The sequence below is a fragment of the Clostridium sp. FP1 genome, assembly GCF_011065975.2.
GTDB lineage: Bacteria > Bacillota > Clostridia > Clostridiales > Clostridiaceae > Clostridium_AD > Clostridium_AD tagluense.
Map to the genome: position 1 here is coordinate 4,940,065 of NZ_JAAMNJ020000001.1, position 14,746 is coordinate 4,954,810.

Consider the following 14,746-nt stretch of genomic DNA (forward strand, 5'->3'; position numbering starts at 1 on the left):
TGATAAATCAAACTAACAATCTTGTTAGAACTAAAGGAGTTTACTATGCGAATAATATCTGAAAACAACCTATGTACAAACAGACCATATATAAATTTGAAGAAATTACCAATAAAAAGTTCATTGAGAGTTGGTGAAATTACTGGAGCTGGTTTTAAAAGTACTTATATAATAAATCAAGATACACAAAACTTATCTACTAATGAGAATTACACTATAGAATTTAGTAACGGAATTGAGAAAATAACACTTGATACGGCACTATTGAATGAAAGATTATTAGTTGAAGTCAATTATTCATCTAAAACTAGTAATAAATCTGCTAAATTCAAGATTTACCTTGTTTTAGATTGTATAAAATACGCCTTACCATTTAGTTCATTTGAAGATATTTATGATAATTGTATGAATATCTTAGCTAGAGAACTCCATGGAAAAGAAGAATTAACTTACATAAAAGAAAGTTTTAAAAGTTTAGAAAATGATGAAATCTCAGTAAATGTAGAGTTAAATTTAGAAAGATTAAAAGAATTTAAAGATAGGGTGAATTACAAAAGAAATATTGATTATTTTGTTGTAAATAACATTTCTTCAACTACTTCAAAGTATGATATAAACACTAAACCTAAAAAAATACTAGCAAGTAATATTTTAAAAGTTCTAAGATATGACTATCCTACAAGACTTTATAAAATAGTCGAGCCCATTGATAACATGACTAAAATAAAATTATACGAAACCGACATTATTTGTGACCTGGGTGAACTTAATTTCCCTACTGTTAGCATCTACACCGAGTATGGACTTGGAAAATTATTAGATGTTAAAAATAATGTTATCCCAAATACTAATTCCTTATTATTATTTGCTAATATACTAGACCTTGGACTCGAAGTTTTAAACTAGAAATACTATAAAAAAAGAGCTAGAAATTTATTCTAGCTCTTTTTTTGATAAATTATACTATTTTAGTTGTCCATTCTTCACAGTTCCATACATCTGTTACTATATCTTGATAAAAGTCTGGCTCATGGCAAACTATAAGTATACTTCCTGTATATTCTTTTAGGGCCCTCTTTAACTCATCTTTAGCATCTACATCTAAGTGATTGGTAGGCTCATCTAGGATTAATATATTAGTTTCCCTGTTTAGGAGTTTCGCAAGTCTTACCTTTGCTTGCTCTCCGCCACTAAGCACAGTAACTTTACTTTCAATATGCTTTGTAGTAAGTCCACATTTAGCAAGTGCAGATCTTACCTCACCTTGAGTAAAGCTAGGGAATTCTTGCCAAAATTCTTCAATACAATTATTGCGGTTGACTCCCTTTATTTCTTGCTCATAGTATCCTATATATTGATAATCTCCTAAGTTTGTATGACCCGAAAGAGCTTTTATATCACCCATAAGACTTTTTAGTAAAGTTGTTTTTCCAACACCATTAGCACCAGTTAAAGCAATCTTTTGTCCTCTTTCCATATATAAATCTAATGGCTTAGATAAGGGGCTATCATATCCAGTAACTAAATCTACAGTTTTAAATATTATTTTCCCTGAAGCTCTTGCAGATTTAAAATTAAATTGTGGTTTTGGTTTATCTTTTGTAACTTCTATTCTATCAATTTTATCCAATTTCTTTTGTCTTGATTTTGCCATTCCACTAGTAGAAGCTCTTGCTTTATTTTTAGCAACAAAAACCTCTAGTCTAGTAATTTCCTTTTGCTGTCTTTCATAATCAGCTTCCATTTGTAGCCTTTTAGCCTCATGAATTCTCAAAAATTCTTCATAAGAGCCTATATATCTAGTTAATTTTTTATTTTCTACATGATATATTATATTAATTGCATCTTTTAGGAATTCAATATCATGGGATATTAGGATAAATGCGCTTTCATAATTTTGAAGATATCTCTTAAGCCACTCTACATGCTGCTCATCCAAAAAGTTAGTAGGCTCATCAAGAAGCAAAACATCTGGAGCTTCTAATAAAAGTTTTACAAGGAGAACTTTCGTCCTTTGTCCTCCACTTAAATCTGCAACATCATTTTCAAGGCCAACATCTTTAAGTCCAATTCCTGCAGCTACCTCATCTATTTTAGAATCAATAGCATAGAATCCATTGTTATCCAATTGATCTTGAATTGTTCCCATTCTATCTAATAATTTTTCTAGCTGCTCAGGTGACGCATCTCCCATCTTGTCTGTTACATCTATCATTTCCTCTTCTAAATCAAAAAGATATTTAAAGGCCTCCCTTAAAACTTCTCGAATAGTTTTTCCTTTTTGCAAAACAGTATGTTGATCCATATATCCCACTCTTACGCTGCTCGACCATTGAACTTCCCCTTCATCTGGCATAAGCTTACCCGTAATAATGTTCATAAATGTTGATTTACCTTCTCCGTTAGCACCTATAAGCGCTATGTGTTCGCCTTTAAGTAATCTAAAAGATACATCTTCAAATATTGCTCTGTCACCAAAGCCATGGCTCATATTTTTTACTACTAATCTACTCATTTGTTTTTCTCCTTAATATAGTGTAATTTTTTATATTTGTAATTTTTTATATTTTAAAAGCATTTCTACTCATGCACTTATTTGTTTTTAATAACTGGATATTGTATACGGATTCCCACTCAAAGAAAATCCCTCCAATTTTTATCTAAATACCCTTAATCCAAGTGTGCATTTAAAAATGGCACATATATTAGTGTAATTTATAACTGCACTTTTGTCAAAAGAATTTTATGGATTTTATATTAGAAGTTAATTCAATGTGGTATACTACTATAGATAAATAACTTGATATTTTCAATTAAGAATTGTTTTATTACCCTAAACATATAGATAGTGTTAACACTGTCTAACAATACAGGAGGAATTTAAAATGAGTTGTAAATTTTACTTATATAGAGGTAAAGGCAGAAATGCAGAAAATGGTCACCTTTGGATATATGCCAACGAAATCGAAAATGTTGATGGTGAATATGAAAATGGAGATATAGTTGAAGCATATAATTTTAGAGGAGAGTTTATTGGAAAAGGATTCATAAACGACGTTTCTAAAATTGCCATAAGAATAATGACCCGAGATATTAACGAAGAAATAAATGAAGAGTTTTTCAGAAAAAGACTTCGGGCCGCTTGGGCATATAGAAAAACAGTTATAGACACTTCTAGTTGTAGATTCCTATTTGCAGAAGCAGATTTTGTGCCTGGAATGATTATAGATAAATATGAAGACTATTATGTTATTCAATCCTTAGCACTAGGTATAGATAAATATAAAGATATAATTGTTAAGCTACTAACAGATGAATATAATGCAAAAGGCGTATATGAAAGAAGTGACGCTAGAGTCCGCGAGCTTGAAGGGATGCAGCAGACAAAAGGCTTTTTAACAGAGCCCTTCGATACTAATTTAGAAATTATTGAAAACGGTGTTAAATATCACGTTGACATTGAAAATGGTCAAAAGACTGGATTTTTCCTAGACCAAAAAGAAAACAGAGCGGCTATCCAGAGATTATGCAAGGATGCTGAGGTTTTAGATTGTTTTACCCACACAGGTTCTTTTGCGCTTAATGCAGGTATAGCTGGTGCTAAAAGTGTACTTGGAGTAGATATTTCTGACTATGCAGTAGAATGCTCTAGAAAAAATGCAGAGCTTAACGGACTTTCAGATATAGTTAAATTCGAATCTCATAATGCCTTTGACGTGCTACGCGAATGGTCAAGAGAAGGAAGACAATATGATGTAGTAATACTAGATCCACCTGCATTTACAAAGTCACGTTCTACTATAGACGGTGCTACAAGAGGATATAAGGAAATAAATCTACGTGGTATTAAATTGGTTAAAACCGGCGGCTATTTTGTAACTTGCTCTTGCTCTCATTTTATGTACCCTGATTTATTCAGAGATACCATAGCTGAAGCGGCCTTAGATGCTAATCGAACACTTAGACAAGTAGAGTTTAGAACTCAATCAGCAGATCATCCAATACTATGGAATTCTGATGAATCTTACTACTTAAAGTTTTATATATTCCAGGTGGTTTAAAACGGAAAAGGTATAATCTATTATTATAGTGTTTTATCAAAAGGAGCTATCTAGAAATAGTAATTACTTCTATTTTCAGATAGCCATTTTCTTAAACTATAATCCCATCCTTATATTCTGGAACCTTATCTATAATGTCTTTTTTGCAGCAGTATTCCAAATCTGCTTCAAGTCCTAGCTCTGTAATCCTTTTGTAGTGACTTGCATATTTTATAAAACTATGAATATCTTCATTGTTTTTATAAATATAGTGAGAAGTTACAGCAATGTCTGTTAGCTCTGCTTGTACCAAGCTTAATACGCAATCTATTATGTACCCACTACATAAAAAATCATCTATAGAAAATTCACCATAAGTTCCAGCATTAACTATTACTACATCTTTATTTAATTCCACTATTCTTTTTGCAGTAGCCTTAGCGTTTACCATGGCACCTATTATAATATTGCTGGCACCCACGCAGCCCTTTATAGCTTTAGTGCCATTAGTTGTAGTCATAACAAGAGTTTTGCCTTCTATAGTCTCTCTGGTATATTCTAATGGAGAATTAGAATAGTGAAATCCCTCTATTTTCAATGCATTTCTCTCTCCGCCAAGCATAAACTCCTCTTTGCTATTTCTCACAATACCCGCAGCATCCTCCACTGTTAAAACAGGAATAACACCTGTGCATCCATTATTCATTGCAGTAGTTATTACACTAGTAGCCCTAAGCATATCTATTACTACCACTGTTTTGTTTGCTATTTTTTCTTTTTTTATATCATCAGCAGAAACTATTATATCTATTCTCATATCCTTCGCTCCCCTTTAATATTTTTTTGTCTTATGTCACGCACATATAATTATAGTACATATTTCTATTTTATATAATAGTCTAGGATGAAGTACCCCTATAAAATTTCATTTGTAGGCGTATAATACTATCCCCATGGATTCCATTCTAAAATTTATTTAAGAATCAAAATTAATTTTCCTCATATAAAGCTAAATATCTCTTATATCCAAATTTATATAATAGAAGCACTCCAAGTAACATTAATATTAAATCATATATTATTACACTGAGCCCTTTTGTATTGTTATTCATTATCAAATTGAACAATTTTGTCACATTAAGGTCAACTAGATTATTGAGTGGCCATATCTCAAATAAGATTCCTGTAGCTATTACATAAAATCCAAGTAATATATATGCTATAAACTTCTTCTGCGTAGCTGTTATTACTCCCAAAACAAAGATTGAAAAAGCAGCGGAAGACAGAGATATAACTACCAATATTAGGATAATATATGATATTTTTGAAACGTTATACACACTCATAAATGCACCGGTAGCAATATCTTTTACAACTGTATTGCTTACCCCTTTGATAATAATAAGATACAACATAAAAATACCATGGCTTACTGCAAAAACAATGAAAGTTATTAAAGTATTTACTGCTAATTTAACTTTAAAATAAGTTTTTATATTTATAATTTCCAGTAACTTATTTATAAATCCCGACTCCTTATCTTTAATTATTGATGTAGAATAAATTAAACCTGCTAGCACTGGTCCTATAAACCCTATATAGGAAAAATTAGAAATTCTCATGTAATAATCCACCCCATCTAACCCTGGAAATGGAAAAGCTATTTCTGCTAAATAAGGTATCACAAGTGATGTTAAAATTATTAAAATGAAAATTATAGTTCGCAAGGAAAATATGTTTTTTTGAAATTCTAGTTTAAAATATATCTTCATGTATGTGCCTCCTTTACTAATATTTATCTGTTACAGCGCCTATGGTAGCTGCCTTAATATACTTTTTATCCTTTAAGGCTTTTAAATCCTCCACATTTCCACTTACAACTACTCCTATTATTTTTAAATCCTCTTTATTAATTTCATCATTTCCATTGCTTAAAGTGTTATAAAGACGTTCATATCTACCGCTATAATCTTTCTTTCCTTTTCCTCTAATAATTGCATCTATGAAGTCTTTCTCAGGATTCTTAATTGAAATTCCTTGTCTATCTAAAGCTTTTATACCGTATACATCGTATTCCTCAAGTATTGATTTACTTGAATCATATTTATCATTTTTAGAGAAGGTATTTACCCAATACCAATTTAAAGTAATATCCCTTGGAATCATCGTTTTAACTTGTTCAAGGCTATAAGTTTTATCAAAGGATAGTGATATCTCCATTAATTTATTGCTACCTATTTCATTAAGATCTACTAAATCATTTATATAGCTTTCATATTTTGTAGCTGGATTATAAAACTTCATAACATGCTTGCCTACTTTGTTAAATTTTGTGATTTTGTCTAAATCTTCTGTTGATTCAGCAGCGCTTTCAAATAAATAATCACCCATGTCACCATAAATACCATTAATCAAAGGCATATAGGTATAACCCTCTTTATAACTTCCATCAGTTATAGGCTTACTTCCTAAAAATCTATATCGAACATAATCTATTTGTCCAACCATAATTCTGTCATCAACCTGGGTATTTCCAACGTAAGCATTAGGCATAGCTACATTAAACCAATCTTCTAATTCATCCTCCGTTTTATTACTCATCGTGTTTAAAATAGTGGCATTTAACATTAATACTATAAAGCTTACAATAATTAATATCATAAAACTTACTATTATAGTTCTTATTATTGAAAAAGTTTTAGCTCTTTTAATGGTATTATTAAAAGTAGGTTTTTCTTTCACTTCAAACAATTCTCTTAATTTTTCATCATCACTTTTCATACTTGTCCCTCCAAACTTTTTTAAATTGCTCCCTAGCTCTAAAGAGATAGGTTTTAACTGTATTTTGATTTATATCTAAGAGTTCCGCTATCTCCTTATAAGACAAGCCCATGTCGTATTTAAAAAACAACAGATTCTTATGAATATCACTAATTGAATTTAGAATCACAAGAATTTCTTCCCTTTTTTCTAGATCCAATATAAAATCTTCAACTAGCTTACTATCTGTTAGACTTTCTTTAAAAATTTCTTCATCAATACTCAGATGAACACGTCTATTGTTTTTTCTACACAAATCATAATATTTATTGGTTGCTACCTTAAAAAGCCATGAGGACAACTTATCATCCTGTATACCATCAATGTACTTTAGTGCATTATAGAAGGTATCTTGGACTATGTCTTCAGCATTGACTTGGCTACAGCCAAGCTTAATCAAATACTTATGTATGAGATTCATCTTTTTGTCGAACATCTCATTGATTAATTCATTGCTCATCATATCCCCCTTCCATAAAACAAGTTAGTTAATAGTTTTAGTTTTGAAGTACTTCTGTTATTATGACGTTTCAAATATAAATATGTATACATTTATTTTACACTAAATAATAAATCCACCAAACATTTAACTATTTGGTGGATTTTTAACATCTAATATTTACTTAATAAATTAATTTTCAAATAGTAAAACGCAATGTGCATTTTTGAAATAAGCTCTTTTTTCTTAGAGGATGCTAACAAAAGTATATATTGCGCAGAATGCATTTGAGTAAGCTCTAGTAATTCAAAATTTATTTTAATTACAGATGCGTAAAGAAAAATGCATGTTTGAGTGAAGCGAGTTTGCATTTTTTAGCAGCTATAATTAAAATAAATTTTAGAATTACTTAGCGATACGAAAGCATTTCTAGCAATATATACTTTTCGTTATAGCATGCTCTAAGAAAAAAAATATACCTATTCCTTATTTTCTTTCCATATTAAAAATCCTATAAGAAACACCGATGCATCTTTAAAGTCTCTTATATCAAAATTTGTTTCTTTCTTAATCTTATCTAATCTATAGATAAGAGTATTCCTATGAACATATAGTTTCCTAGCAGCATCACTTATATTAAGACCACAATTTACAAATTGCTCAATAGTTACTATCATTTCACTGTCCATAGCATCGAATTTGTCTTTGAGCATTCCTAACAGTTCTTGCTTAATTTTAACATCTACATTATATACAATTTTCTCAAATAGCATCTTATTGTAACTAAATGTATGGTCTTTTATATCGAATTTTTTACCTAGTTCCATACATTGAACAGCATCATTATAAGCTTTTTTAAGTCCTTTTATATCATAAGTTCTATCTGCATAACTTACATAACATTTGCAATACAAATCTGATGAGATAGATTCCTTTATACTTTCTGCGTGCTCCTCTACTTCATCAAAATCACCAATTACAATTATGCTATCATTATATATTAAACTTACAACTGGCTCATTATCATATATTTGTTTTATGACGCTCAGCGATTCATACTTACTTCCATCTACGCTCACTAATAGGGTATAACACCCATCTTCAAGAAAAGGTAAATTGTGATTAATATTATCAATAGAAATTTCTCTATTTTCTAAAATATCAATAACCGCTTGTTCTTTAGTTAAAAAATGCTCTGTATATTTGTTTTCAATAACATATTGGAGTAAAGATGTACAATTTCCATACTTCTTTTCTAAACTTATTATGCCTTTAACACGTCCAAGCATAATAGTATAGTTGGTTATATGTGAATTTTCAATATCTAAGTCACTAATATATAGCGCAATTCCATCTTCTGTAACTACATTAAATGGTATATTTGAAGAATGACTTAAATCCCTCAAGAATTCTGTAAAATTGTACATATTGAATTTCCCCCTATATTATTGTGTTTTCCGTTTCTTTGTCAAAGACATGAATTTTATTTGTATCTAGTGCAATTTTAATTTTATCGCCAACTTTGGCTGACGACGATCCGTTAACTCTAGCTACAATACTTATATCTCCTTTTGACAGGTAAATATTAGTCTCTGCACCCATAAGCTCAGTAACTTCAACTTTCGCTTCTATAACTGAATTTTTATTCTTGGAAAGAAAGTCAATACCATCGTCAATGTCTTCTGGTCTAATACCCATTAAAACAGTTTTGCCTATAAATGATTTTTCTTTCAAAATTTGAGCTTTATCCTTTGGTAGTACTATAATTTCATTATCAAAAGATAGTACTACTTCACCCTTTTGTTCTAAAACCACAGCTTCCATAAAGTTCATTTGAGGACTTCCTATAAATCCGGCAACAAACATATTAACTGGATGCTCATATATATTATGAGGAGTATCTACTTGTTGAGCAAGTCCATCTTTCATTACAACTATTCTTGTTCCCATAGTCATAGCTTCTGTTTGATCATGAGTTACATATATAAAAGTTGTTTGAAGTTTATGATGAAGTTTTGCTATTTCTGTTCTCATTTGAACTCTAAGTTTAGCATCTAAATTTGATAGTGGCTCGTCCATTAAGAATACCTTTGGATTTCTTACTATAGCTCTTCCAAGTGCTACCCTTTGCCTTTGTCCACCTGATAATGCCTTTGGTTTTCTATCAAGTAAATGTTCTATATCAAGTGTTTTAGCTACATCAGTAACCTTTTGTTTTATTTCATCTTTTGGCATTTTTCTTAATTTTAGCCCGAATGCCATGTTATCATATACAGTCATATGAGGGTATAATGCATAGTTTTGGAAAACCATAGCGATATCTCTATCCTTAGGCGCCATATCATTTACGAGTTTATCACCAATATATATTTCGCCTTGTGATATTTCTTCAAGACCTGCTATCATTCTTAAAGTTGTTGATTTACCACAGCCTGATGGTCCTACAAAAACTATAAATTCTTTATCTTCTATTTCAAGATTAAAATCCTTAACCGCTGTTACGTTTCCAGTATAAATCTTGTATAAATGCCTTAATGATAAATTTGACATAGTATATTCCTCCTAGATTTACATTCTATATATTTTTCTATATATACATATTGTAAACCTTTAAACTGCAATTATCTAGTTGCAAAACACCCAAAAGTGGTAAAGCTAATTTGTAGAAAGACACAAATGTCCTTGTGCTAGATTTCAAAATTTTTCCCTTGATATAGATCTAATTCCTTTAATTTATTATCTATAGAATTTAAAACTTCCCATTTTTTCAAACTCCACATCGGACCTATTAGCAGATCCCTTTGCGCATCCCCTGTTAATCTATGAATGACCATATTTGGTGGAAGCATAGCTATTGACCTGGTAATTATATCTATATACTCATCTTTTTCCAAAAACTTAAGCTTTCCAAGGTTGTATAACTCAACCATTGGTGTATGCTCTACAAGATAGAGCAAATGCATTTTTATACCCTTTATATCACTATGTGCCACATAGTCTATTGTTTTTAACATGTCCTCTTCAGTTTCGCCAGGTAGGCCAAATATAGTATGAACCACCACATCAATATTTCTTTTATTAAGCCCTTTTAGCGCCTCTTCAAATTTTGATAATTTATATCCTCTATTAATAATTTTTGCACTTTCGTCCTTACTGGTTTGAAGCCCTAATTCTACCCAGGTATATACTCTACGTGAGTATTCTTCTATAAGGTCTAATACATCCTCATCTAAGCAATCAGGTCTAGTAGCTATAGCAAGTGCCACTACCCCCTCTTGTGATATTGCTTCCTCGTACTTTTCTCTTAATACTTCTATAGACCCATATGTATTGGTATAGGCCTGAAAATAAGCAATATACCTTCCTGTTTTCCACTTTTTACTCATCATATTAACTATATCTTCAAATTGACTTGTGATAGAAAATTTCCTATCCCCACCAAAATCTCCTGAACCTCGCTCGCTACAAAATAAACATCCTCCACTGCTAATAGTTCCATCCCTATTAGGACAAGAAAATCCAGCGTCCAAAGCAACCTTAAAAACCTTATCACCAAACTTCTCCCTTAAAAAATAATTCAAACTGTGATATTTTTTGTCACCCCATGTTTTCTGCATTAATCTCATCCTTTCTCTATTAAATCATCATCTGCGATGCTGTAATTAACGACTTCAGAAGGATATTTACCCCCTTGTAGACCTCTGGAGTAGATAACAATTCTCAATTGTTATCCCCCCACTTATAGAAATGGGAGACTTCCTTCTGAAATGTCGTTAAATCATCTCCTGGGTCGCTATAATTAACGACTAATCATTAGCCTAGTTATTTTATAAGAGACTAGGCTAATTATACCTTATAGTCTATAGAGAATGTATTAATTATAATTTATCTACTGTAAAGTCTTTTAAATTTAATTTCCATTTACCAATAATGTCTGTTTCTGAACTATTAATATTTGATTTAGGAATTACTTCATATGTCATACTATCCTCACCAAAAGAAGAAAATACTATTTGCACTTTTTCTATAGGATAATCTTTTTCAAAATTAACAGGAATCATATCTCCATTCTCTACTGTATAAACTCTAATATATTTTCCCATGTTTTCCTTAGTATATTGGACAAGCAGAAACTTTTCATCTAAAGAGAAGGTCATAAACTCCACTTTGCAATTAAAAAGCAAATCTAAAGTGATTAGCTCTTTTCCAATTGGTTTCTCCTTAACTATTATATCAGACCCTCCACCTTGCGATGACTGATTCCCTGATTTTCCAGCATCTCCTTGGACTGCTAGAGACTCATCAATACTCACAATTCCAATAAATGAATTTTTATTATAGGTACTAACTGCAAGTTTTTCTCCTTCATAACTAAAATTCATTGGGCTGAATTCTTTTAAGGGCACCATTATTTTATACAACTTCGCTACATCATCTCTTGAATATACGTATTTAGGAAATCCCGCTACATCAATAATCAAATTAGTTTTTACATTTTTTTTGTCTCTATATCTAATACCTACTCCTTCAACAAACGCTTCTTTTTGTGGCATATTATTAATTTCACTTATTTTGTATTCTGCACCATCTTTGACAACTTTAATAGAATATTCATCCAAGCTACACAATGGACTAACTATGGAGGTTCTTGTAACTCTAACCTTAAAAATCCCACTCCTACCAACTTCATTACTCTCTGTAACTTTATAGCCCTTTATCTTTACATCATTAAGTTTCACCTGGTCATTTTTTTTCGATAATTCCTTAGTATATAATTTCTTACCATTTTCGTAATCTTCCTTCATTAGGAAGCTCATATAATTATCAACTACATTAGTTGCACTTTTAATTTCAAAAGCATTTACTTTTGCCTTTTCTTCACTCTCTTTTTTTGCACATCCTGTGAAAGATAAAATATAAAATACTATTAATAAACAACTTAAAATTTTTTTCAATATTTTCACTCCTTTTTAATTCAATTTTGATTAATGATATAGCTTATAATTACCTTTACACTTATGATTTAAAAAATTAAATCATCATCTGGGATGCTGAAATATCATTAAATTCATTATTATAATTATAGTTTCCCACTAAATAAAATTTTAATTTATAAAATCATTATTTATTATTAATCAGTATACATATATTTATAAAGATAACATCTTATTTGTATATATTTAACAATTCAATAATTTTATGGAGGAGATATTTTGAAAAAAAACATCAGTTCAATATTTCAAACTGCAGCTGTATTTATAGGTACTATAGTTGGTGCGGGCCTTGCTTCTGGCCAAGAGATAACTCAATTTTTTAGCACTTATGGATATGTGAGCTTTTGGGGAATTCTCATATGCGGTTTAATCTACATTGTAATTAGTTCTATTATAGTTTCTATTAGTCTAAAATATAAATTAAGTTCCTATACTGAACTTATAACTATTGTAAGCCCAGGTTTTTTTGGTGTAATTACAGATATTTTTACCAGTTTCTTCTTAATTACTGGTGCTGCCATCATTTTAGCTGGAAGTGGTGCACTTGTTCATCAATATTTTGGTATTTCAAAATGGATAGGAATCTTACTTATGTCTATAATTTCTTTGTATACGTTGCTTAAGGATACCAAGGGGCTAATAACTATAAATTCCTTCATAGTACCTATTCTTACCACGATTATTATAACTATATTCGTTTTATACTTAGTACTTTACAAAGATATGGTAAACGCTTCCTATATAAAACAAATACCTTCTTATAAAGTCAATACCATTCCTGCTCAATGGTTTTTTTCAACCTTACTATATGCTGGTTTTAATATGCTGTGCTGTAGTGGTGTGTTAGTTCCAATTAGTCAAGAAATAAAACATAAACGTATCCTTATTCCCGGAGTTATAATAGGAGCTTTAGGCTTAACCATATTATGCTATTTGATAAATATAATGCTTTTATTAAATATACCTCAAATTTTCAAATACGAGATTCCACTACTATACATAACAAACCGTTTTGGTATGTTAATGCAAATTCTTTTGCTTTGCGTAATTTGGTTTGAAATGTTTTCCACTGAGGTTTCTAATATTTATAGCGTAGGCAAAACTTTGGAGAAAAAGTTTAATATATCTTATAAAAAAGCTGTATTTTTAATACTTATTATAGCTTTGCCTATTTCGCAAATTGGATTTAAAAATTTAATTAGAGTCCTTTATCCTGGTTTTGGTGCAATAAGTCTTATTTTTATGATCCAATGTATTATATTTTATAGTAAAACCACTAAAAAACATAATTGACATTATATATATCCAATTGTACAATTCTTATATATCGTAAGATGCATAAAAATAATTATTAATTGAAGGACTCTAACCATATTTATTTAAATGCACCTGTAAATTAAACTTGTAGTACAAGGAGATTAAAATGATTAATAAAGATACAGAAGAATTAAACAATTCCAATTTTTTAAGTGTGCTAGAAAAATGCTCTTTATGTCCTAGGAGATGCTCTGTTAATAGATTAGATGGAGAATTAGGCTTTTGCACTGCTTCTATGGATGTTAAAATAGCTAAAGTCAGCTTACATCAATGGGAAGAACCATGTATTTCTGGTACATTTGGTTCTGGAACTGTATTTTTCTCAAATTGCAATCTAAACTGTGTATTTTGTCAGAATCATACCATAAGTCAGAAAGGTACTGGGAAAAGAGTATCAATAGATGGCCTTAGTGAAATCTTTTTAGAGCAACAAATGCGAGGTGCCCACAATATAAATTTAGTTACGCCAACCCACTATGTACCACAGATAATAGAAGCACTAAAAATTGCTAAAAGTAGGGGCCTTACCATTCCTATTCTCTATAATTCAAATGCATATGAAAGTATAGATACAATTAAATCCTTAAGTGGTTTTATTGATGTTTATTTACCAGACTTAAAATATTATAAAAATAAATATGCTCTTAAATATTCAAAAGCTCCTAATTATTTTAACATAGCTAGCGAAGTTCTTACTGAAATGGTTTCCCAAGTAGGAGAAGTTAAATTTGATGATGCAGGTCTAATTCAAAAGGGAGTAATAATTAGACACCTAATGCTACCAGGCTTATTATTTGATTCTAAAAAAATAATAGATTTTATATATTCTACCTTTCATGATTCGGTATATATTAGCTTAATGAATCAATATACACCTATGCATAAGGCGGCTAAATATCCTGAAATAAACAAACCTTTAAACCCTAATCATTATGATACTCTAATTGACTACTGCATAAACCTAGGTATCACCAAATGCTTTATTCAAGAAAGTGGAACTGCCTCTATTGACTTTGTACCTGATTTTGATTTAAATGATGTATAAATTTTCTATAAGTAAAAGGTCTCCATGATTTTAATCATGGAGACCTTTTAAGATATAATCATCCTGTATGCTTTCATTTTGGTCCCTCATA

Annotated in this window: 13 protein-coding genes; 4 read left to right on the plus strand and 9 right to left on the minus strand. The window is 30.4% G+C overall.

Annotated elements, in window-relative coordinates:
* Nucleotides 1-45: 45 nt before the first annotated feature.
* The gene (locus tag G9F70_RS23510) at nt 46-906 is read left to right on the plus strand and encodes a hypothetical protein (protein ID WP_164945051.1); all 861 of its coding nucleotides are present in this window, start codon (nt 46-48) and stop codon (nt 904-906) included.
* A 52-nt stretch (nt 907-958) separates the two neighbouring features.
* On the opposite strand, the gene G9F70_RS23515 is transcribed toward G9F70_RS23510, so the two are convergent.
* Nucleotides 959-2,515 (minus strand): ABC-F family ATP-binding cassette domain-containing protein, encoded by a 1,557-nt coding sequence (locus G9F70_RS23515; protein WP_164945052.1) that lies wholly within the window; start codon nt 2,513-2,515, stop codon nt 959-961.
* A gap of 370 nt (nt 2,516-2,885) precedes the next feature.
* On the opposite strand from G9F70_RS23515, the gene G9F70_RS23520 reads away from it, so the two are divergent.
* Complete coding sequence (locus tag G9F70_RS23520; protein WP_164945053.1) at nt 2,886-4,061, plus strand: class I SAM-dependent rRNA methyltransferase; 1,176 nt, start codon at nt 2,886-2,888, stop codon at nt 4,059-4,061.
* A gap of 91 nt (nt 4,062-4,152) precedes the next feature.
* Here the strand turns inward: G9F70_RS23520 and G9F70_RS23525 are convergent, their stop codons facing one another.
* From G9F70_RS23525 to G9F70_RS23560, 8 genes are all read right to left on the minus strand, one after another.
* Nucleotides 4,153-4,857, minus strand: a complete 705-nt coding sequence (locus tag G9F70_RS23525) for a 2-phosphosulfolactate phosphatase family protein (RefSeq protein ID WP_164945054.1) — start codon at nt 4,855-4,857, stop codon at nt 4,153-4,155.
* A gap of 172 nt (nt 4,858-5,029) precedes the next feature.
* Nucleotides 5,030-5,812 (minus strand): hypothetical protein, encoded by a 783-nt coding sequence (locus tag G9F70_RS23530; RefSeq protein ID WP_164945055.1) that lies wholly within the window; start codon nt 5,810-5,812, stop codon nt 5,030-5,032.
* A gap of 16 nt (nt 5,813-5,828) precedes the next feature.
* Complete coding sequence (locus G9F70_RS23535; protein ID WP_164945056.1) at nt 5,829-6,821, minus strand: anti sigma factor C-terminal domain-containing protein; 993 nt, start codon at nt 6,819-6,821, stop codon at nt 5,829-5,831.
* A complete protein-coding gene (locus tag G9F70_RS23540; RefSeq protein WP_164945057.1) occupies nt 6,811-7,320 on the minus strand; it encodes an RNA polymerase sigma factor in 510 nt (169 codons plus the stop codon). The genes G9F70_RS23535 and G9F70_RS23540 overlap by 11 nt, the downstream gene beginning before the upstream one ends.
* A gap of 458 nt (nt 7,321-7,778) precedes the next feature.
* Nucleotides 7,779-8,726, minus strand: coding sequence for a PucR family transcriptional regulator (locus G9F70_RS23545; RefSeq protein WP_164945058.1), 948 nt, complete (start codon nt 8,724-8,726; stop codon nt 7,779-7,781).
* A gap of 13 nt (nt 8,727-8,739) precedes the next feature.
* Nucleotides 8,740-9,849, minus strand: coding sequence for an ABC transporter ATP-binding protein (locus G9F70_RS23550; RefSeq protein WP_164945059.1), 1,110 nt, complete (start codon nt 9,847-9,849; stop codon nt 8,740-8,742).
* A 137-nt stretch (nt 9,850-9,986) separates the two neighbouring features.
* Nucleotides 9,987-10,916 (minus strand): TIGR01212 family radical SAM protein, encoded by a 930-nt coding sequence (locus G9F70_RS23555; RefSeq protein ID WP_164945060.1) that lies wholly within the window; start codon nt 10,914-10,916, stop codon nt 9,987-9,989.
* Between the two features lie 261 nt (nt 10,917-11,177).
* Nucleotides 11,178-12,254, minus strand: coding sequence for a hypothetical protein (locus G9F70_RS23560; RefSeq protein ID WP_164945061.1), 1,077 nt, complete (start codon nt 12,252-12,254; stop codon nt 11,178-11,180).
* Nucleotides 12,255-12,509: 255 nt separating this feature from the next.
* On the opposite strand from G9F70_RS23560, the gene G9F70_RS23565 reads away from it, so the two are divergent.
* Both G9F70_RS23565 and G9F70_RS23570 read left to right on the plus strand, forming a co-directional pair.
* A complete protein-coding gene (locus G9F70_RS23565; protein ID WP_164945138.1) occupies nt 12,510-13,586 on the plus strand; it encodes a transporter in 1,077 nt (358 codons plus the stop codon).
* A gap of 130 nt (nt 13,587-13,716) precedes the next feature.
* Entirely contained in the window at nt 13,717-14,655 is a 939-nt protein-coding gene (locus G9F70_RS23570; RefSeq protein WP_164945062.1) for a radical SAM protein, read from the plus strand.
* The last annotated feature ends 91 nt before the right edge of the window (nt 14,656-14,746 follow it).

Bases quoted from the DNA above. Each gene is read 5' to 3' on its own strand.
- G9F70_RS23510 (WP_164945051.1), top strand. From the start codon at position 46: ATGCGAATAATATCTGAAAACAACCTATGTACAAACAGACCATATATA.
- G9F70_RS23515 (WP_164945052.1), bottom strand. From the start codon at position 2,515: ATGAGTAGATTAGTAGTAAAAAATATGAGCCATGGCTTTGGTGACAGA.
- G9F70_RS23520 (WP_164945053.1), top strand. From the start codon at position 2,886: ATGAGTTGTAAATTTTACTTATATAGAGGTAAAGGCAGAAATGCAGAA.
- G9F70_RS23525 (WP_164945054.1), bottom strand. From the start codon at position 4,857: ATGAGAATAGATATAATAGTTTCTGCTGATGATATAAAAAAAGAAAAA.
- G9F70_RS23530 (WP_164945055.1), bottom strand. From the start codon at position 5,812: ATGAAGATATATTTTAAACTAGAATTTCAAAAAAACATATTTTCCTTG.
- G9F70_RS23535 (WP_164945056.1), bottom strand. From the start codon at position 6,821: ATGAAAAGTGATGATGAAAAATTAAGAGAATTGTTTGAAGTGAAAGAA.
- G9F70_RS23540 (WP_164945057.1), bottom strand. From the start codon at position 7,320: ATGAGCAATGAATTAATCAATGAGATGTTCGACAAAAAGATGAATCTC.
- G9F70_RS23545 (WP_164945058.1), bottom strand. From the start codon at position 8,726: ATGTACAATTTTACAGAATTCTTGAGGGATTTAAGTCATTCTTCAAAT.
- G9F70_RS23550 (WP_164945059.1), bottom strand. From the start codon at position 9,849: ATGTCAAATTTATCATTAAGGCATTTATACAAGATTTATACTGGAAAC.
- G9F70_RS23555 (WP_164945060.1), bottom strand. From the start codon at position 10,916: ATGCAGAAAACATGGGGTGACAAAAAATATCACAGTTTGAATTATTTT.
- G9F70_RS23570 (WP_164945062.1), top strand. From the start codon at position 13,717: ATGATTAATAAAGATACAGAAGAATTAAACAATTCCAATTTTTTAAGT.